Origin of the sequence: Agromyces mediolanus, assembly GCF_023715325.1 — a bacterium.
Taxonomy (GTDB): Bacteria; Actinomycetota; Actinomycetes; order Actinomycetales; family Microbacteriaceae; genus Agromyces; species Agromyces mediolanus_A.
Genome location: NZ_JAMBNX010000001.1, coordinates 264,702 through 282,793, shown reverse-complemented (window position 1 = coordinate 282,793; position 18,092 = coordinate 264,702). Strand labels below are relative to the sequence as shown.

At 66.6% G+C, this 18,092-nt stretch carries 19 protein-coding genes; 10 read left to right on the top strand and 9 right to left on the bottom strand.

What is annotated here, in order from left to right:
- The first annotated feature begins 29 nt into the window (after positions 1-29).
- Positions 30-554, top strand: a complete 525-nt coding sequence (locus tag M3147_RS01390) for a signal peptidase II (protein ID WP_236021811.1) — start codon at positions 30-32, stop codon at positions 552-554.
- A gap of 76 nt (positions 555-630) precedes the next feature.
- Entirely contained in the window at positions 631-1,233 is a 603-nt protein-coding gene (locus M3147_RS01385; RefSeq protein ID WP_100810821.1) for a cadmium resistance transporter, read from the top strand.
- A gap of 222 nt (positions 1,234-1,455) precedes the next feature.
- On the opposite strand, the gene merA is transcribed toward M3147_RS01385, so the two are convergent.
- Positions 1,456-2,778: a mercury(II) reductase gene (gene merA, locus M3147_RS01380; RefSeq protein ID WP_236021854.1), complete on the bottom strand. Its 1,323-nt coding sequence runs from the start codon at positions 2,776-2,778 to the stop codon at positions 1,456-1,458.
- Between the two features lie 152 nt (positions 2,779-2,930).
- Between merA and M3147_RS01375 the strand changes: the two genes are divergently transcribed.
- The gene (locus M3147_RS01375) at positions 2,931-3,320 is read left to right on the top strand and encodes a heavy metal-responsive transcriptional regulator (RefSeq protein WP_188551966.1); all 390 of its coding nucleotides are present in this window, start codon (positions 2,931-2,933) and stop codon (positions 3,318-3,320) included.
- A gap of 289 nt (positions 3,321-3,609) precedes the next feature.
- On the opposite strand, the gene M3147_RS01370 is transcribed toward M3147_RS01375, so the two are convergent.
- The 8 genes from M3147_RS01370 to M3147_RS01335 form a co-directional block, all read right to left on the bottom strand.
- Positions 3,610-6,180: a DEAD/DEAH box helicase family protein gene (locus M3147_RS01370; protein WP_251201719.1), complete on the bottom strand. Its 2,571-nt coding sequence runs from the start codon at positions 6,178-6,180 to the stop codon at positions 3,610-3,612.
- Positions 6,173-7,849 carry an Eco57I restriction-modification methylase domain-containing protein gene (locus tag M3147_RS01365; RefSeq protein ID WP_251201718.1) on the bottom strand — a complete coding sequence of 559 codons (1,677 nt, stop codon included), beginning with the start codon at positions 7,847-7,849 and terminating at the stop codon, positions 6,173-6,175. Before M3147_RS01365 ends, M3147_RS01370 begins: the two co-directional genes overlap by 8 nt.
- Complete coding sequence (locus M3147_RS01360; protein WP_013601291.1) at positions 7,846-8,490, bottom strand: N-6 DNA methylase; 645 nt, start codon at positions 8,488-8,490, stop codon at positions 7,846-7,848. Before M3147_RS01360 ends, M3147_RS01365 begins: the two co-directional genes overlap by 4 nt.
- The gene (locus M3147_RS01355) at positions 8,487-8,747 is read right to left on the bottom strand and encodes a helix-turn-helix domain-containing protein (RefSeq protein WP_013601292.1); all 261 of its coding nucleotides are present in this window, start codon (positions 8,745-8,747) and stop codon (positions 8,487-8,489) included. The genes M3147_RS01360 and M3147_RS01355 overlap by 4 nt, the downstream gene beginning before the upstream one ends.
- Before the next feature lie 135 nt (positions 8,748-8,882).
- On the bottom strand, positions 8,883-9,917 hold the full coding sequence (locus tag M3147_RS01350; protein WP_100811335.1) for an alpha/beta hydrolase: 1,035 nt from the start codon (positions 9,915-9,917) through the stop codon (positions 8,883-8,885).
- Between the two features lie 98 nt (positions 9,918-10,015).
- Positions 10,016-11,026 carry an MAB_1171c family putative transporter gene (locus M3147_RS01345; protein ID WP_251201717.1) on the bottom strand — a complete coding sequence of 337 codons (1,011 nt, stop codon included), beginning with the start codon at positions 11,024-11,026 and terminating at the stop codon, positions 10,016-10,018.
- On the bottom strand, positions 11,023-11,487 hold the full coding sequence (locus tag M3147_RS01340; RefSeq protein ID WP_013601295.1) for a hypothetical protein: 465 nt from the start codon (positions 11,485-11,487) through the stop codon (positions 11,023-11,025). The genes M3147_RS01345 and M3147_RS01340 overlap by 4 nt, the downstream gene beginning before the upstream one ends.
- A gap of 59 nt (positions 11,488-11,546) precedes the next feature.
- Positions 11,547-11,978, bottom strand: coding sequence for a hypothetical protein (locus tag M3147_RS01335; RefSeq protein WP_013601296.1), 432 nt, complete (start codon positions 11,976-11,978; stop codon positions 11,547-11,549).
- Positions 11,979-12,288: 310 nt separating this feature from the next.
- Here M3147_RS01335 and M3147_RS01330 point away from each other — a divergent pair, with 310 nt between their 5' ends.
- From M3147_RS01330 to M3147_RS01300, 7 genes are all read left to right on the top strand, one after another.
- Entirely contained in the window at positions 12,289-13,368 is a 1,080-nt protein-coding gene (locus M3147_RS01330) for an ImmA/IrrE family metallo-endopeptidase (protein WP_251201716.1), read from the top strand.
- On the top strand, positions 13,368-14,300 hold the full coding sequence (locus M3147_RS01325) for a bifunctional DNA primase/polymerase (RefSeq protein ID WP_251201715.1): 933 nt from the start codon (positions 13,368-13,370) through the stop codon (positions 14,298-14,300). The genes M3147_RS01330 and M3147_RS01325 overlap by 1 nt, the downstream gene beginning before the upstream one ends.
- Positions 14,301-14,332: 32 nt before the next feature.
- Positions 14,333-14,980 (top strand): DUF2637 domain-containing protein, encoded by a 648-nt coding sequence (locus M3147_RS01320; protein WP_013601299.1) that lies wholly within the window; start codon positions 14,333-14,335, stop codon positions 14,978-14,980.
- Positions 14,977-15,381, top strand: a complete 405-nt coding sequence (locus M3147_RS01315) for a hypothetical protein (protein WP_077684802.1) — start codon at positions 14,977-14,979, stop codon at positions 15,379-15,381. Before M3147_RS01320 ends, M3147_RS01315 begins: the two co-directional genes overlap by 4 nt.
- 93 nt (positions 15,382-15,474) lie before the next feature.
- Positions 15,475-16,362, top strand: a complete 888-nt coding sequence (locus tag M3147_RS01310) for a hypothetical protein (protein ID WP_013601301.1) — start codon at positions 15,475-15,477, stop codon at positions 16,360-16,362.
- A complete protein-coding gene (locus tag M3147_RS01305) occupies positions 16,359-17,360 on the top strand; it encodes a ParB N-terminal domain-containing protein (RefSeq protein ID WP_188550600.1) in 1,002 nt (333 codons plus the stop codon). Before M3147_RS01310 ends, M3147_RS01305 begins: the two co-directional genes overlap by 4 nt.
- A 36-nt stretch (positions 17,361-17,396) precedes the next feature.
- Positions 17,397-18,089 carry a hypothetical protein gene (locus M3147_RS01300; protein WP_034717461.1) on the top strand — a complete coding sequence of 231 codons (693 nt, stop codon included), beginning with the start codon at positions 17,397-17,399 and terminating at the stop codon, positions 18,087-18,089.
- Positions 18,090-18,092: the final 3 nt, after the last annotated feature.

Genomic DNA, 18,092 nt, shown 5'->3' with positions numbered 1-18,092 from the left:
CCGCTCCCTCCCCGGGAAAAGCGGATGCCGTGGAAGCGAGTTCTGCCGGCCCGGCGGCGGCGCGCGTCCGGCTCCGCTGGTTCCTGCTCGCGTGCGCCGTCGCCGCCGGCGCGGTGCTGATCGACCAAGGCAGCAAGGCACTCGCCCTCGCTCAGCTCAGCTCAGCGAGGATGACCGCAATCCCGCTCTTGGGAGACTGGCTCGGCTTACAGCTCGCGTTCAACCCCGGCACCGTCATGTCCTTAGGGTCCGATTCAACGTGGCTGCTCACCGTCATCGCGACCGCGGCGTCCATCGCCCTGCTCATCGCCGCCGCGCGCGCTCCATCGGCCGGGTGGGCGGTCGCGATCGGCCTGGTGTGGGGCGGCGCAGTCGGCAACCTCCTGGACCGGCTGTTCGCCCCTCCCGGATTCGGCCGCGGTCATGTCACCGACTTCCTCGCCTACGGCAACCTGTTCATCGGCAACCTTGCCGACGTCATCCTCGGTTTCGGCGTCGCCCTGGGCGTACTGCTTTACCTCCGAGGCCCAAACCACACCAGGAACGGACAATGATGGTCGCAGAGTATCAACGGCACGCGGCTGCCGGAACCGCTGGGTCGCCAGGCGGCTGTAACGCGGCGGTGGGCGCATGATCCTGTCCTCCGTCCTGCAGGCGATCGGCCTATTCATCGCCACGAACATCGATGACATCATCGTGCTCTCCTTGTTCTTCGCCCGAGGCGCGGGCCGGCGCGGGACCACCGCCCGAATCCTGGTCGGACAGTACCTCGGGTTCGCTGGCATCCTGGGCGCTTCCGTGCTGGTGACGCTCGGGGCGGGAGCGTTCCTGCCGCCGGAGGTCATCCCCTACTTCGGACTCATTCCGCTGGGGTTGGGACTTTGGGCTGCGTGGCAAGCCTGGCGCAACCGCGGTGCCGACGATGACGATGAGGCAAAGGTCGAGGGCAAGAAGGTTGGGGTGTGGACGGTGGCCGGGGTGACCTTCGCCAACGGCGGGGACAACATCGGCGTCTACGTCCCGGTCTTCCTCAGCGTGGGCCCAGCGGCCGTGGTGGCGTACTGCATCGTGTTCCTCGCCCTGGTCGCCGCCCTCGTCGGCCTGGGCAAGTTCGTCGCCACCCGCCGACCGATCGCCGAACTCCTGGAACGCTGGGAACACATCCTGTTCCCGATCGTGCTCATCGGCCTGGGCATCTTCATCCTCGTCAGTGGTGGTGCCTTCGGCCTCTGAACTCGTAGCCGACTGCGTAGATGGCAGCGTGCTGTGGTTGCTACCTGGCGGCTGAGTGTCCCGGTGCGCTCCGCGTGTGAGCGGCCCAGACGACGTGCTCGGCGCCGCTGCCTCAACTGAGCCCACGCTGACCGCGTAGGCGTCGATCACGCGGTCGGTGCCGGTGTTGAAGGCGTCGCGGATATCACTTGGATCACCACATCGCTGGGCCCGGCTCTTGTGTCAGGCGCAGCAGGAGGTGGGGAGTTCGTTGCGGAAGAGGTTCGCGGTGAGGCGGATGCCTTCGGCCATGGTGAGGTAGGGGGCCCAGGTGTCGGCGAGTTGGGTGACGGTGAATCCGGCGGTGATGGCGTAGGTTGCGGCGAGCATCATCTCCCCAGCGGTGTCGGCGAGGGCGTGGATACCGAGGACTTTGCCGGTGTCGGCGTCGGCGACGACCTTGATGCCGCCGCGTGTGTCGTGGTTGGCGATGGCCCTGGGCACGTCGGAAAGTCGTAGGAATCGGCAGGCGCACCGGTATCCGGCGGCGATGGCGCTGGCTTCGGTGATCCCGGCGGAGGCCAGTTGGGGTGAGGTGAACAGCACAGACGGCAACCCGGTGTAGTCGACTCGCTCGTCGTGACCCAGGGCGTTGTGCGCGGCGATCTTCCCAGTCCTCGCGGCGACGTACACGTACTGGGGCACGTCAGTGACGTCACCGGCGGCGAACACAGCCGGGTTCGTGGTCCGCTGCTGCTCGTCTACGATGACGAAGCCGCGCTCGTCGGTCGCGATACCCGCAGCAGGAAGGTTGAGCCCTTCGGTGCGCGGGGTGCGACCGGTGGCAACGAGGACACGTTCACCGGTCGCGTCCTTCCCGTTGCGGGTCGTCACCTGGACCAGGCCCTCGTGCTGGGTGATCGTGGCTGCGCGGTCGCCGATGACGCTGATCCCCTCGGCCAGGAAGGCCTTGCGGAGCTCGGATGACAGTTCCGGTTCGGCGTGCGGGGCGAGCCGACCGATGACGGTGACCTCTACTCCGAGCCGGGCGAACAGCTGCGCCTGTTCCAGGCCGACGAAGCCACCGCCGATCACCACGAGCGACGCGGGCAGTTCCGTCAGTTCCATCGCTGTGGTCGACGTGAGGTAATCAACCTGCTCAAGCCCAGGGATTGCCGGCACGTGCGGCTCGGCGCCGGTGGCGACGAGATACGACTTCGCGCGCACCGGTCGTCCATCCACGAGCAGGGTTCCCGCGTCTGTGAACGTTGCAGTGCCCGGGAGGATGTCAAACCCGTAGGCAGCGGCGATGTCGGCGTACTTGGTCTGGCGGAGCATCCCAACCAGATCATCCTTCTGCTCGATGAGCGCGCTGAGATCGACCATCCCAGCAGAGCTGGGGGCGCCTGAGAACGGGTTCGTGAGGGCGGAGTGCCGGGTGTGCGCGGCCGCGAGAAGCGTCTTGGACGGCACACAACCCACGTTCACGCAGGTACCGCCGAGGGTTCCCGATTCGATGGCGACCACGCTGGCCCCCTCGAGGCGCGCGTGGATCGCTGCGGACATCGCCGCCCCGCCCGTCCCGATCACCACGAGATCAACCTCTGTGTGCTGTGTCACGATGCCTCCTCAAGTTCGAACCGGCCACTCATGCGGCCACTCCTGAAAGAATGGACCTTAAAGTATGCTTGAAGGTCAAGTCGGTGGCGGAGGTGACGATGCGGATCGGAGAACTCGCGGGGAAGGCGAAGACGAGGGCGTCCACGCTGCGGTATTACGAGGAGCGCGGGCTGCTCCAACCTCCGGAGCGTACCCCGGCCGGGTACCGCAACTACGGCGACGAGGCGGTGCAGCGGCTCGAGTTCATCGACCGGGCCCGCGCAGCAGGGCTCACCCTCGCGCAAACCGCCGAGATCCTCGAAGTACGTGACGCGGGCGGGTCGCCGTGCGGTCATGTTCGAGACCTCCTCGACCGGCGACTGGTCGAGATCGACGAGCAGCTTGAGCATCTCCGCCTGCTCCGTACCAGCGTCGCCGAGCTGCGCGCGAACGCAGCACAGACGTCGCCGGAGGCCTGCACACCCGAGTCGATCTGCCGGTACCTCTGACCAATCGGCTGAAGGGTCTTGCTGCCCGGAGGGAACCGTTGTCTTGTCCGCGTAAGGTTGTCGCGCTCGTGGTAGCTCGTCAGGAACTCGTAGAACGTGTACGACTGCGCGGTCTCGGGCTTGAAGTTCCAGAGCAGGAAGGAGCCGACAGGGTATCCGTGCTTCAGACAAATTCACGATGGATAGCTGGCATCAGATACTCGCGCTTGTGGATGGCGGTGAGCATCTCCTCGATGCTGCGCCGGGTCTGGAAGGACATGCGGCTCTCTCGATACGGGCTGACGGGTGGTCAGACTACGGTCTCGTCGTTGACGGCGACGACGGTGTCGTAGAGGCCGTAGCGACGCAGGCCCTTGTGGGACTCGATGCCGGTGTAGGACAAGGAGGAGTCCTCGTAGCGGCGGAAGGCGAAGACGGCCTGGTTCATATGGGTGGCGTTAAAGACGCCGAGATTCACGAGGAGGTGGAAGTCCTCGACGGTCAGTCCGGTGACGGTGCGGAACAGGCCGGGTTCGAGCTTGGTGATGACGTCGGTAAGAGTGTTCTCACGGAAGTCGGTCAGGTACATGAATGCAGGGATGCGGGTGGCGAACTTGACCAGCTTCTCCTGAATCTGCTTCCGCTTGGACTTGTACTCCTTCTCCTCCGCCGTCAGCTCCTTCTTCTCCGCCGGAGTGATGTCCTCGCCCTTCTCCTTCTTCACCTTCTTCACGGCGTCACTCTTGTTCACGACGGTCTCGAAGATGTCGTTGCCGAGTGCACGGAAACCCTCGATGTTCATGACGGCGTTGAGGGCGTCGGGGCTGTTCATGATCTTGCGCAGGGTTTCGTTGTCGACGTTGACGAGGATCGCGGACTCCCACTTGCGGGCCAGGAGGGTCGCGGAGGTGCCCGACATGGCGATATCGAGGATGCCGCCGGCATCGACCTGGGTCATGTTCGACCCGTCGTAGGCCAACACGGGCAGGAACTTCACGAGTTCCTCTACGGCTTGCTCGGGGTTCGGCGTCTCCGGTGAGAGGCCCGCGCCGTAGTCGGCGATCTGACGCAGCGCGCGGGTCGGCGCGAAGTCGAACACGAAGCACACCGGCTTGAGGACGGCTTCGGCGCTTGGGTTGTCGCCGTCGGGGTTCTTGATCGACCACGGTGACTGCACACGGAAGGCTGCCTGGAAGTAGGTCTCGGGTGAGTTGAGGTTGCGCAACATCAGGATCGAGGACCACTGCTTGACGGTGACGCCCGTGGTGAGCTTGCCGCACGACAGGGTGATCGTCTTCGTGTCGTGGCCGTCGCCGATCGCCGCCCGCACTGGCGGGAGAGCATCCAGCCCGATGCCCGCGCCGGGACCCGCGACGACGAGGACCTTGTAGTCGTGCCAGAACACGTTCTGCTTCTCCGCGAGCAGGTTCGACATTGCCTCGCAGGCAGCAACGTTGGGCAGGAACCAGAACGAGTGCTGAAGGTACGGCAGGAGTCGGACATCGGAGTACGGGAATGGCGGGCGGGTGCCCATTCGCATCGCGTCGACCTGGGTGGGCAGGTGAGCGCCGCGGACGAGATCGAGCCACTTCTGCACGTCGGTCTTGCGGGTGAACTCGGCGTCCTTGCCGGCGCCCTTTGCCTCGAAGAACTCGTTGAGGTCGAACTCGTCGAACTCTCCCTGATTCGCAACGGCAATCAACTCGTCAGGCATCTGGTACGTGAACAGACGCATCTCCGGGAGTGCCCCGTACGGGTTCCAGGCGTCCGGTTGCGCGACGGCGTACTCGGCCTTGGCGCGCTGCTCATCGGTGTAGGTCCAGTTGAAGATTTGCTCCTCGATAAACTCACCGGTTGCCAGCGCCTTGAATGGCGTGCCCGACAGGTACAGGTAGGCGCGGGTGGTGATCGGCAGGAAGTCGTCCTCGTCGTTGCCGAGTTCGTCAAGCTCCTCGTCGAAAGCCACGAGGCCGTCGTTGTACTCCGCGGCCAGTTCCTTCTGCTTGACTTTCTCGTCCTCGCCCTCGAACAGCTCCTTGGCGGACTCTCGCCACGCACCGAAGTGGTATTCATCGAAGATGACGAGGTCCCAGTTGGTGGTGTGGACCCACTCGTTCTTCGCCTTGATGAGGCCGGTCTTCCGATCTCGCCCGAGTAGGTCCTGGAACGAACCGAAGTAGACCAGTGGCCGAGTCTTGTCCGCCTCATCTGGGTTGCCCCCGGTGGCCGAGGAGAGGTACTGCCAGCCGTCGAAGTCGGCGTGAGACTCCAGGTCGGTCTGCCAGGCGTCCTCCACTGCGGGCTTGAAGGTGACCACGAGGATGCGTTTGGCGCCGAGCCGCTTCGCGAGTTGGTAGGAGGCGAAGGTCTTCCCGAAGCGCATCTTGGCGTTCCACAGGAACCGTGGCACCGCGTGAGAGTCCTCGGCCCAGATGGACTCGTAGTAGCCCTCGGCCTTGTCCACGGCGCTGGCTTGCTCCGGGCGCATCGGAAACTTCTCATGATGGGTTCCACTGAGCTTCACGCCTGTGCGAAGCTCAGTGATCGCCGTGCGCACATCGTCTGGGGTGCACCGCATCCACTCTCGCGCTGAGCCGAAGATCGGGTTCTCGAAGCCCTTGTCGATCAGCCGTTGGCGCACATCTGAGTCGCGAAACACCGTCCCGTCGCCTCGTTCGGCGAGCTCATCAACGTGCAGCGTGTATGCCTGTTGCATCTGCCCCTGAGACTCGCGGATGCGCGCGTTCACATCCGCCTTCGTCGTCTGTCCCACCTTGAGAAGGCCCGCGTAGCCGACTGGTGGATCGTTCGGCGACCACGCATAGATACGCAGTCGTGCCTCGGGCTTCTCCGGGAGAAGCTGATCGATGTCTCTACTCATCGCCGTCCTCATCGGAACCAGGCACGTCGTTGCTCGGACGCTCGGCGATCAACGACTCTATGAATGAAACCTGCTCACTATCGATGTCGTAGCGCTCATAGAGGTCACGATCAGTCCAGACTCGATCCATCGAGAGCCTTGGGACAAACAGGTAGGAGTCGCGAGTGATGTTCTGGGTGATCTTGCGAAGCGAGACGAGGAATCGAACGAAGCGCGTCCGCATGTAGATGGCCAGATTCCGAGCCTCTGTTTCGGAGTCCACAACCCCGATCACGAGGTAGGTCTCGGTACACGCGGTACCTGGGCCGGCCACGACCGGTTCGCCCAGAATCGTAACGTCATCGCGGCCACTCGTTCCGTGGGCCTTGACCAATAAGACCTTCCACTTGTCGACCCATTCGACGTTGCTCGTAATCGCAGATCGCTCCATGTACGACTCAGTCTGGTTTCCATACACCAGGACTGGATCATTCAACCCGACCGGAGTCGCCTTGCCCCTTTGGTTCGTCAGCCCAAATGGCTTCCTGGCAGACACCACATCGCCGAGGAGAGGCTCCGACTCTCCGTCAACTCTGTGCGCCCTCACCTTGTCCAGAATCCGCACGCCCTCGTTGCGACGCACGAGCACGTCATAGGCGTCAAGCATCCGAAGTGCGGGTTCGCCGATAGCCTCGTCTCCGATCTTGGTGGTGACCTCGCACGGTCCCTCATGGTCTCGACTCCACAACCAGTACGACACGCCGCCTCGAATCTTCACGCCAGGAAAGACGTCGTACAGCTGCGGATAGTCGATGAGTTTCGCAAAGCGGTGGTCGGCGAGCATCCGATCCCGGAAATCGTCCAGACCCTTCCCGCCCGAGAACCATCGCGACGGGGTGATCATCACGGCATAGCGAGGGTCGAGCGCGAGTGCCTTCTCGACGAAGAGATTGTAGATGGGCGTGGCCGACGCGCCGCCACCACCGCCTCCATCCCCCAACTGATAGGGCGGGTTGCCGATGATGACGTCGAACTGCATGTTGTCTCCGAACAGCTCGGCGATCCGAGCTCTGATGTCGTCGGTATGGATGAATGCGTAGGCGTGAGTTTCCAAGTCGTCACCGCGTGCGTAGCTGCCTTCGCTAGCACCGCAGTAGGTGCACTTGCGGTTGGTATAGACGGCGATCTCTTCGCGCGTAAGCGGATCAACCCGAAACTCGCGTTTGCCACCGCCCCAGGCGTGGTCCGTGCGATCGAACCAGATGTTGCCGTCCTCGGTCGTGAACGACCTGGCGATCGAGTGCGGGCCGTTGGCGAACTTCGAGCAATAGACACTCCGGCGAGCCAGCAGTGCAGTGAGCTGTGTGATCCCGATGCCGAAAACCTGACGGGTGAGGATGTGATCGACGCGCTGGGCGAGGTCAGGGAACGTCAGGATCAGTCCGTCGGTGAGGCGGCGAGTGATCTCGCGAAGGAAGACCCCCGACTTGGTGAAAGGATCGAGGAACGTGACATCGGGGTTGGTCCAGATGTCGGCGCCGTCGTTGGCGTCTGCCCACGCGGCGGCAAGCGTGTCGAGCATCTGGTTCGCGAACTCCGGCGGGGTGAAGACCTCATCGTTGGAGAGGTTCGCGATGCACGTCAACACATCCGGGTTGTGCCCTCGGAGGGTGAAAGGTGCAAGGGTCACGCGGCGGCCTCGGCGATCTGACTGACGGTCATCGTCGGGTAAGTCTGCGCGGGGACGAACAGGTCCTCGTCATCGAGCTCGCCGAATAGGGTTCCCTCGTACGAGGCGCGCTGAGTGAGGTCGTCGTAGCGAAAGTCGCGCCTCTGGAACTTGCCTTTGCCGAGGTAGCCCCACTCAGGAAAGGTGATCGGCTGGCCGCTTGGCACGGTCATGGTCAAGGCATCGCCCTGGACGATGTTCACGGCGAGAACCGCGCGGGCCGCTCGCGCCCACTGGTCATCGTTGCCGATACCCAAGAATGTGTTGAACACCTCGGCGAGATTGTGGCGGCACTCTTCGGCGTTGTCTGCGAGAAGTTCGATACCGTAGGTGCACATGAGCGCGAACAATGCGTAGTGGCGCTTCTCGAACTCGCTCTTGCCGTGCCGAAGCTCGACCGTGGCGAGCTTGCGAGCCAGGACGGGGATGAGGAAGTTGCCCGAGCCGCAGGCGGGTTCGAGTACGCGGGAGTCGATCCGCTCAGACTCGTGCTTAACGAGGTCGAGCATGTCCTCGACCATCCACGCCGGCGTGAACACCTCGCCGTGGTCCGCAACGCGTTGCTTGGACTTCACCAAGCGCTGGGCGTCTTTCAGGTTCATCTTCCCCCCTCCCCGTGCTCGTCGTTGTCATGAGCGTAGGAGCGTCCACCGACACCGGGATGGGCTACGTGGAGCTCTTGGTCACTGGCCGCCGCACCCGCGCGCACCCAGTCGTCTATCTCGCTGGCTTGGAACTTCCAGAGGCGTCCGACCTTGTGGGCGGGCATGGCCTTCTCGGCGATCCAGGTGTAGACGGTGTCTTTGGTGACCCCGAGGTGGGCGGCGATGTCGTCTGCGGACAGCCACGGCTCAGCCACGTTGGTCCTCCCTCGCTCAATGGCCCAGGCAGGCCAACACCCACGATGATACCGGCTGAGGTACGGCTTGAGTTGGGTTTCTCCGGGCGTGGCCGAACGAGACGGGTTTCGAGAGTGGCCGCTGCGTTCTGCCGATCAGCGTGGGATGCGCACCTTGAGCCAGGCGGTCACCGTGTTCCGCCAGCGGTCCAGATCGCTGTTCCAGCAGAGGGTGTGGCCGGCATCGAAGGTCTCAAGCTCAACGAGGTCCGGGCGAGCGTCTCGGAGTGCTTGTGAGAGCCGGATCGGCACGGAGTCGTCTCGGGTGCCGTGGAGGATCAGGGTCGGCGTGTTGAGCTCTACGGCTCGGGATGTCCAGTCGAAGGTGGGAAGTGGGATGCGTCCTGGCAGGCCGACTGTGCGTGCCAGTGGGTCGAGGGTGAGCCACGGGATCGCGAGGTGCCCGGCTGCTGCAGGCCATCCGCTGCGGGCGCAGTTGGACTTGATGACTTCGGTCCAGTTGAGGACTGGGGAGTCGAGTACGAGCGCGGCGATCAGTCCCGGATGTCGCGGGTGGTCGGCGAGCTGGAGAGCGACAGCGGCACCCATCGACCAGCCGAAGATCACGACCTGTTCGGCTCCTCGTCGGACGGCGTACCCGATGGCCTCGTCAACGTCGCTCGTCTCTGCGTAGCCGAAGGTCGTCCGGCCGGTGCCAACTCGCGGCCCTTCTGCTGTGTTGCGGTAGCTGACGACGAGGGAGGTGTAGCCGAGTTCGGTTGCGGCGAGGACGCCGCGGAGGGTGCCGGCGCGGGTGCTGCCGAGGCCGTGGATGTGGATGGCCCAGGTCGCGAGGTCGCCGTCGATGCGCCAGGCCGGGCATGGTCCTGCGGGGGTCGTGATCGTGATGTCGCGTGTGTGGAGTCCGGCGTCGGCTGGGGTGGCGTAGTAGATGCCGCTCCAGGAGGCGCAATCGCCGGTCTTCGGAGTGAAACCCGATGTGGTGCCCGTGATCCTGCGAGCGACGCGGGTGGGTCCTCGATCGACGGTATCTGTGGCGAGCTGCGCCCAGCCGCCGTGCTCGAACCAGAGATTGTAGATGCCTGGCGCGGCGGCCTGGTCGGTGCGGTCGAGCACGATCAGGTCGCCGTCGTCGGTGTACTCGACGCCTCGAACGGTGAGGTCGAACATTCGTGGGCCGACGGGTGCGGTGAGCCGCCGCGCGATGGCCCACCCGACCCCGGCAACCGCTGCCGCCGCGGCCCCAGCGCCGAGAGCGATGCGGCCTATCACGACTCCCGCTCCTCGACGTAGGGAACGGGCGAGGTCGTCGCGAGGGCACTGTCGCTTCCGACGAGGTGGCTCTCGGCGCGTTCGAGCAGGTCGCGGTCGTCGGTGCTGATGTCGAAGGTGATGCGAGGGTCGATCATCGCGTCGCGGATTTCGACGATCACTCGGTGGAGGTGCCCTTCGGGGTCTTCGCTACTGGCGGCGAGGGGGTCGGCCTGGCTCAGCCCGGGCCGTGCGCGCGTCGCCTGGTGCCAAAGCGACTCCAGCTGCGCTGTGAGGGCGACGGTCTGCCTCTGCCGGGCGCGGTGCTGAGCGCGACGGACGGCAGGCTGGATCGCGAACCCGGCACAGAGGAACACGAAGGTCAGGACGGAGAGCGGATCGTAGGCGGACTGGATAGTGTGCATGAGGTCGAGGTGGCCCGTGGCGTGGGCAACGTCCATGACGATCACGGCGAGGCAGAGCGCGACGCCGAACGCCGACCCCAGGCTCAACAGTGCCGCGGGGAGGTGCTGGATGCCGGTGTTGTGCCGGTACTGCCTTATGGCGAGGACGAGCATCGCCACGACAATGACGAGGCAGTAGGTGAAGTTGATGATCGAGTAGACCGCCGCCGCTGGCTGTGCGCCGAGGTCGATCATAAATCGTGTGGTAGTGGTGCCGCGGTCGATGAGCAGGAACGATGCGGTGATCGCGAGCAGCGCGACGAGCAGGACGGGGATGCTGACGGCGGCTCGGACGAGCCTGGGCCGGTACTCGCCGGTCTTCATGACGCCGCGGCCGAGGAAGAACAGCCCGGTCATCAGGAGCGCGTCCGCGATCAGGGTGGCGAGGTCGGTGCCACCGAGCAGTCGATCGACGGCGCTGTAGGCGGCATCCACGTTGAGCGTCATCGCGATGGCGATGGTGAGGGCGGCGTAGGTGATGCTTCGGTCGGTGCGTTTGCGTCGGAAGATGAGCAGGCTCGCCACGAGCGCCCACATGAGCGTTGCGACGAGCGTCTGGATCATCCGAATATCTCCGAGTATCTGGACTCTGCGAACACCGACCCTCGGATGCCGGCGGCGAGCCGGTCGGCGAGGGACTCGGCGGCGATCTCGGTTTCGCTGTCGAGGTCTTGCCGCCTGAGCAGGCGACCTCTGGTGTACGGCGGGATGTTGGGCAGCAGTACCTCCCCGACTGCACAGCCGTCGCCTTCGCCGTGGCCAAGGATCATGTGGGCGAGCTCGTGGAGCACGAACTGCTGGCGATGCAGCGCGGAGTCGCTGCGGGCGTGAAGCACGACGTCTTCGGCATCGGTGGAGAGCCAGAGCGCGCAGAGGCCGTCGTGGGTGTCGAGGTCTGCGAGTTCGACGACGCGGAGCCTACGGTGCCGCCGGTCTTGGACGGTGTGGAGGAGATCGTCAAGGGCGAAGGTATTGCCGAGCTCAAGGCCCGCGACGGCCGCCGATACGGTCTGTTCGATCTTCACGGTTCGCCCCTTCTCTGTAGGGAGCAGGGACCGGTGGCGGCTCCATCGTGCGGTACCGGTCAGTGCTCGGGCATGTGTGTCATTTCCTCGTCCAGGAACTTGGTGATGGCGTGGAGTGCTTTCGGCGAGATATCGCCGAGGGTGCGGGCAGCGTAGGACTTCACCTTCGCGGCACGCATGGACCGAACCAGGTCGAGCTGCGCAGAGACCTTCTCGGGAGTGGCAGCACCGTCCTCGCCGAGCAGGAACGCGGCGTCCACGTCGAAGAACTCCGCGAGCCCTTCGAAGACGGCGGGGTCTTGGACGTAGCGGTGGCCGTTGACCATGTACGTCCAGCGCGACCGCGACAGGTTGGTGCCTCGTTCTTGGAGGTAGCCGGCGATCTGCGAGTAGGTCGGCTCCGTGCCGGACTCGGCGACGGCGACATCCATCAGGAGCCGCAGACGTTTGGCGAGGTCTTCGGCCGCAGCCTGGCTCTCGTCTTCGGTCATGACGGTGACCCCCTTCCCTTCGCAACGGGCAAGGCATCGATGTAGTCCACCCAGAAGGTGGTTGTGCATGCTCAACCGTACTCGTTGAGCATGCACAAATCAAGGCTTGCGCATGCTCAACGGTCAGTGTTAGAACAGGACTCCGGGGCATTTTGAGCATGCTCAATGTTGCGTCCCGGTCTCGGCTCGGGCTGCCTCAAGGAGGTGAACGATGTCCAGCTCACGGTCTGGGCGCGGGTGTTCGCGCCTACCTGCCAGGTGTACCGCCGCGCGCAGCCGCGTCGCGGCCCGCCGAAGAGGAGGCCGGAGCATGGCATCGAACGAGGACGCCCGCGCGGCGCGAGAGGCGAAGCTCGACGAGCTGCACGAGAAGCTGACCGGCGCGGTCGAGTCGCTGGTCTCGGGTGACGACTGGCGCCAGGCGCTCGCCTTCGCGGCGCGGTTCCGGTCGCGGTCGTTCAACAACACGATGCTGATCTGGGTGCAGCACGAAGCCGCGTTCGAGGCAGGCCGCGTGCCCGAACCCTTCCCCACCCTGGTTGCCGGGTACCGGCAGTGGCAGGGGCTCGGTCGGCAGGTGATGAAGGGCCAGCCGGGCTACATGATCTTCGCGCCCGTGACGGGCCGGTTCGCCACCGCGACCCCTGCCGATGCGGGCTCGTGGCGGCGGCTCGGGCCGAGGGAGACGCCGAAGGCCGGCGAGGTGGTGCGCTCGCGGATGGTCGGAGCCCGGCCGGCCTACGTGTGGGATGCCTCCCAGACCGACGGAGAACCATTGCCAGTTCCGCCCGCTCCGACGCTGCTGGAAGGCGAAGCACCCTCGGGGCTGTGGGACGGGCTGGCCGGGCAGATTCGCGGCGCGGGGTTCGAGGTGCTGCGGGTGCCACACGAGGGGATGATCTCCGGCGCGAACGGCATGACCGACTATGAGGAGCGCACGGTAGCGGTGCGGGAGAACATGGACCCTGCTGCGCAGGTCAAGACGCTCGCGCACGAGCTGGCGCACGTGCTGATGCACGATCCCGACGACGAGGAAGCACGTCAGCATCGCGGCATCCGCGAGGTCGAAGCCGAGTCCGTCGCGCTGATGATCGGTGCCGCGCACGGCATGGACACCACCGGGTACACGATCCCGTACGTCTCGACCTGGGCCGCCCGCGTGGACGGCCAAGAGCCCGTCCAGGTGGTGCAGTCCACCGGCGAGCGGGTGCGGAAGACCGCGCTGGCGATCCTCGACCAGCTCGACACGCTCCAGGTCGGCGACGGCACCCCGCCCGGACTCGAACGCGACGCTCCCAGTCCGCGCACCTCCCGTACGGCTGCGAACTCGGTGGAGACCGATCGTCCGCGTGCTGCGTCGGCGCCAGCGCTGGCAGTGCGGAGGCTGTGATGCCCGAAGCATTCGATGTCCTGGCGGCGCTCATTCGCGTGGATCGTTCACCGAGCCTGGGGCTCGCGGCGCGGAGCCTCGCGGCGGCTGGCGTGCCCGTGTTTCCGTGCGTCGTCGAGGGGAAGCGTCCGCTGACCCGCCGTGGGTTCCTCGATGCGAGCAGCGACCCGGAACAGGTTGCCGCGTGGTGGTCGCGCACACCGAACGCGAACATCGGCATCCCGACCGGCGCTCCATCCGGCGTTGTCGTCGTCGATGTCGATGTCCACGGCCCCCACGACGGCCGCGCGGCGTTCCAGCGCGCCACCGACGCGGGGCTCGTCGATGGCGCGGGTCTGCTCGTGCGCACACCCACCGGAGGCGCGCACGTGTACTTCCCGGCGACCCCGGGCCGCGAGCAGCGGTCGTGGCAGGCAGCCACCGCGGGCGTCGACTTCCGGGGCGACGGCGGCTACATCATCGCTCCTCCCTCCCGGCGAATCATCGACGGCAGTGTGTGCCGCTACGAGGTCGCGGACATCGCCGCGCACTCGGTCGGTCATGTGGACGCGGCCCGTCTGCGGGACTTCCTCGACCCGCGCCCCGTCGCTCCACTACGCGCCAGCAGCGGCTCGATGGATGAGGATGCTGAGCGGTTGGCGACGTGGGTCGCTGGGCGGGGTGAGGGCGAGCGGAACCGAGGCCTGTTCTGGGCTGCCTGCCGCCTCGCAGAGAACGGCGTCTCGCCCGCCGAGGCGCTCGATGCGCTGGGTGCTGCGGCACAGTCGGCGGGTCTGGGTGATCGCGAGATCACCCAGACCGTGCGCTCCGCCTACCGAGCCACCCAGCCCGCATCCGAAGTGACGCCCGGCGGCCGGAGCCAGAGCGCGGGTCGGTGGTTCGGTCGCTCGGCGAGCCCACCGTCCGCAGCCTTGGGGAGGGCTGGGCTGTGAGGCGTGAATCGGGAGGGCGGCGCTGGGCCGCGATGACGGCGGTCGCGGGGACGGTGTTCATCGCCGCCGGGGCGTTCTGGCTGTCGTTCACGTCGTTGGCCGATCTGGCTGCTCGCTCCGGGATCGGGGCTGGGCAGGCGTGGGCGTGGCCGCTGATCGTGGACGGCATCATCGTCGTCGCCACGGTTGCCGTCGTCGCGCTCGCCGGGCAGCGCTCGGCCTGGTATCCGTGGGCGCTGCTGGTAGGCGGCGCGCTCGTGTCGGTGACGGCGAACGCCATTCATGCTGTCGTCGCCGCGGACGCCGACGTGCCAAGGATGCTCGCGGCCTCGGTCGCCGCGGTGCCGCCCGTCGTGCTGCTGGCCATCACGCACCTGACCGTGATTCTCACCCGCACCACCGACCCCCATGCGGAACCCGCCACTGCCGACTCGTTCTCGACGAACACCGCGGATTCGATGCCTGCGCTGCCGCCTGGCGAGATGGAGGCCAACCGTCGCGATGAGGGTGTGGCGGATCGGCGGGCGCTGGGGTGGGAGCTGCGCGAGGCGGGCTGGTCGAACAAGCGGATCGCCCGCGAACTCGGGGTGCATCCGTCGACGGTGGGCCGCTGGTTCGCCGTCGCGCACCTCACTGACACCACTGACACCGCCGACGAGCGGGAGGAGACGATCCCATGAACACCACTGAGAACCCCCAGCGCAACGATTCCGCGAGGCCCGATCCCGCACGGCTGGTGCCCGAGGAGCCGCGGGAGCGCCCCGAGTCGGTCGAAGTGATGAGTACGCCGGAGGCGGTGCGGGCCGCGCCGGTCGCCCGCGACGACAAGCGGCACGCGCTCGTTCGTGGGCGAGGCGTGGAGTGGGTGCGCCCCACTGACTTGATCGCCCGGCACTCGGCGCACGCGGCCGGGCGGGGTCTCGACTTCCAGGCCGAGCTGGCACGCCGCACCCGCACCCCGCTCGGTGCAGGTGTTCGTCGTCTCGGGGATCGCGCCCGGCGGTTGCCGCCGATCTCGGCGTTCGGGTGCAGCACCGCACCTGCCTCGCAGGTGTCCCGCTCCGGGGTCTCGATGAGTTGACGGTGGTGACAGGTCATGGCTGCGACGGCATCGGCATGCAGGACGCGCTCGTGGGAGCGAGTGCGCACCTGCCTGCCAGGAGGTGCCGACACCATGACCAGACCAACCAGCACCAGCACCGAGCAGACGGCCGACGGGGCTGAGGACTTCACCACCGGCGAGGGCCTGCGTGCCCTGCTCAATCGCCTCGCCGAGGGCGGCGAGGATGCCTGGGTTCACGACCCGGTGGCCCGCGACCTGATGGAGTTCGCCGCCGACAAGTACCGCGCGCTCGCGAGGAAACACAGGCTCGACACCTGGGAAGCGGTGACGGCGGCGTTCGACGCGATGCAGTACCGCTCGACCCGTGAAGCCAACGATCCGTGGGCGATCATCACCCACGCCGTGCGGATCACCTGCGTCTACGAGGAACGCGCTCAAGGTCTGCTCTGCTCGGTGCACCAGGCCCGCCGCGCCCACGTCTCGGCGTTCCACGACCCTGAACGATTCTCCGAACGCGACACCGCGCTGGCCGACTACCATCCCGCGTTCCACACCACCGACCTTCGTCCCAGCGACCTCGAACCGGAACCGCGCGACAGTCTCGGGTCAGCGCAAGCGTGCATGTCCGCTGGATCGGCGGCCGAGGACGCCATCGCGATGCTGTGCCTGCTCGACTGGCCGACCGACACGGCGCGTGCCGCTGTCGAGCACGTCTGCGGGGCGTTGATGAAGGCTGGCACCCGCCAGTCCGCCTACGAGGCACTGCGCCGCGATCGGCACGCGCGGGCACTGCTCGACCTGCCGCGCCGCTCCTGGGCCGCGCTGCTGAAGGCGCTGCTCGGGAACCCGCACCCGGCTTACGTGGCCACCAGCAGCGGTCGCGGCATCCTGCTCCGGCTGCTGCTGGGCGAAACGCTCGACCTGCTGCTCCGCGACGACGATCTGATCCTTGCGCTCGCACTGGCCGCTCCGAGTGGTGGAGGCGGTGAGTCGTCGTGATCGAGCCACAGATCGGCAGCATCCAGCTCGACCGCACCGTCGAGTCGATCCTCGTCGGCACCCGGCACCGCGCCGACCTCGGCGACATCGACGCCTTGGCCGCGTCCATCGAGCGCGACGGGCTGCTGCAACCTCTCACGATCACCATCGATGGCGTGCTGGTGTGCGGGGCACGACGGCTCGCCGCGATCAAGATGCTCGGCTGGCGCACCGTCAACGTGTGGGTTCGCAGCGGTCTGTCTGACCGGCTCGGGCAGCTCCTCGCCGAGCAGGACGATAACATGCTGCACAAGCCCTACACACAGCTCGAAGCCGCCGGCCTGTACCGCGAGATCAAGCAGGTCATGGCCGAAGACGCCGCCCGCCGGAAGTCCGCCACGCAGTTCAGCAGCGAGAACCAGCCGGGGAACGACGGTGGTGCAAACTTTGCACCACCGTCGAGCGGGCCACTCGGGAAGACCCGGGAGCAAGCGGCGGCGATGATTCCCGGCGGTGCGTCACACACGACGCTGGAGAAGATCGGCTACCTCGAAGACATCGCCAACAACCCCGCTCAGCCCGAGACGTTGCGCGCCGAGGCCGCCGCCGGACTGGAAAGGATCGAGGCCGGTGACCCGGTGCATCCGATCTACCAAACGATCCGCGACGCCGATACCACCGCGCGGGAGCGGCGCGAGGCCGAGCTGCACGCCCGCGCCGAAGCAGCCGTGGCCCAGGCGAAGTCGATCAAGAAGGGCAAGCGCACCCCACCTCGGTCCCTTCCGGTCGTCACCGACGAAGGGCAGCCCGTCCGCTACCCGGTCCGGGCGTTCATCCAGACCTGGGGCGAGCTGACGAACTGGTGGACCCACTACGACACCGACACCCTCGCCGCCGAACTGACCGACGAGCAGTTCGAGAACTTCCTCGCCACCACCGACGGCACCGTCCGGTTCGCCGATGCACTCCGCGTCGCCCGCGAAGGCACGGCGGAGCCGCCACGCCTCCGCGCGCTCTGACCGCCGGCGTGGGTGCGGGGTGCGCACCTGCTCGGCATGAGCCCTGCATCCACTGACACCCGGAACCGCCGCCGACTCGTCACCCTCATCGCCGCCGGTATCGTCCTGCTGCTCCTCACGGGGGTCGGCGTCTACGGACTCCTGACTGGCCCACGCAACAGCACCAGCACCGATCCCGACCCGGAGCCCGGCCCGGTCACCACGGCACCGCCGACCGTGGAACCGAGCACGCCGCGACCGCCGGGGGTTCCTGCGGTTCCGCGCTCAGCCGATCCCGAGGCATTCGCTCGGGGCGTCGCGTCAACGCTGTTCGCCTGGGACACGGCTTCGGGGCTGTGGCCGCTGGACTACACCTCGGCGATCCTCACGGTCGGTGACCCCAGCGGAGACGAACAGGCCGGGCTGGCCTCCGACGTGGCCGCGTACCTGCCGACCCGCGACGCCTGGATCGAGCTGCGGCAGTATGCCACCCGCCAGCACCTCACCATCGACACCGCGTACGTCCCCGCCGCCTGGGCCGACGCGGTAGCGCAGGCCCAGCCGGGGCAGCTCGCGGCAGGGACGACGGCCGTAACGATCGAGGGCACCCGCCACCGTGCCGGAGTCTGGAACGGCCAACCGGTCACCAGCGAGCATCCGGTCGCGTTCACCGTGTTCGTCGTCTGCGCACCGACCTACCCGACCTGCCACCTGCTGCGGCTGTCTCAACTCGACAACCCGCTGCGCTGAAGA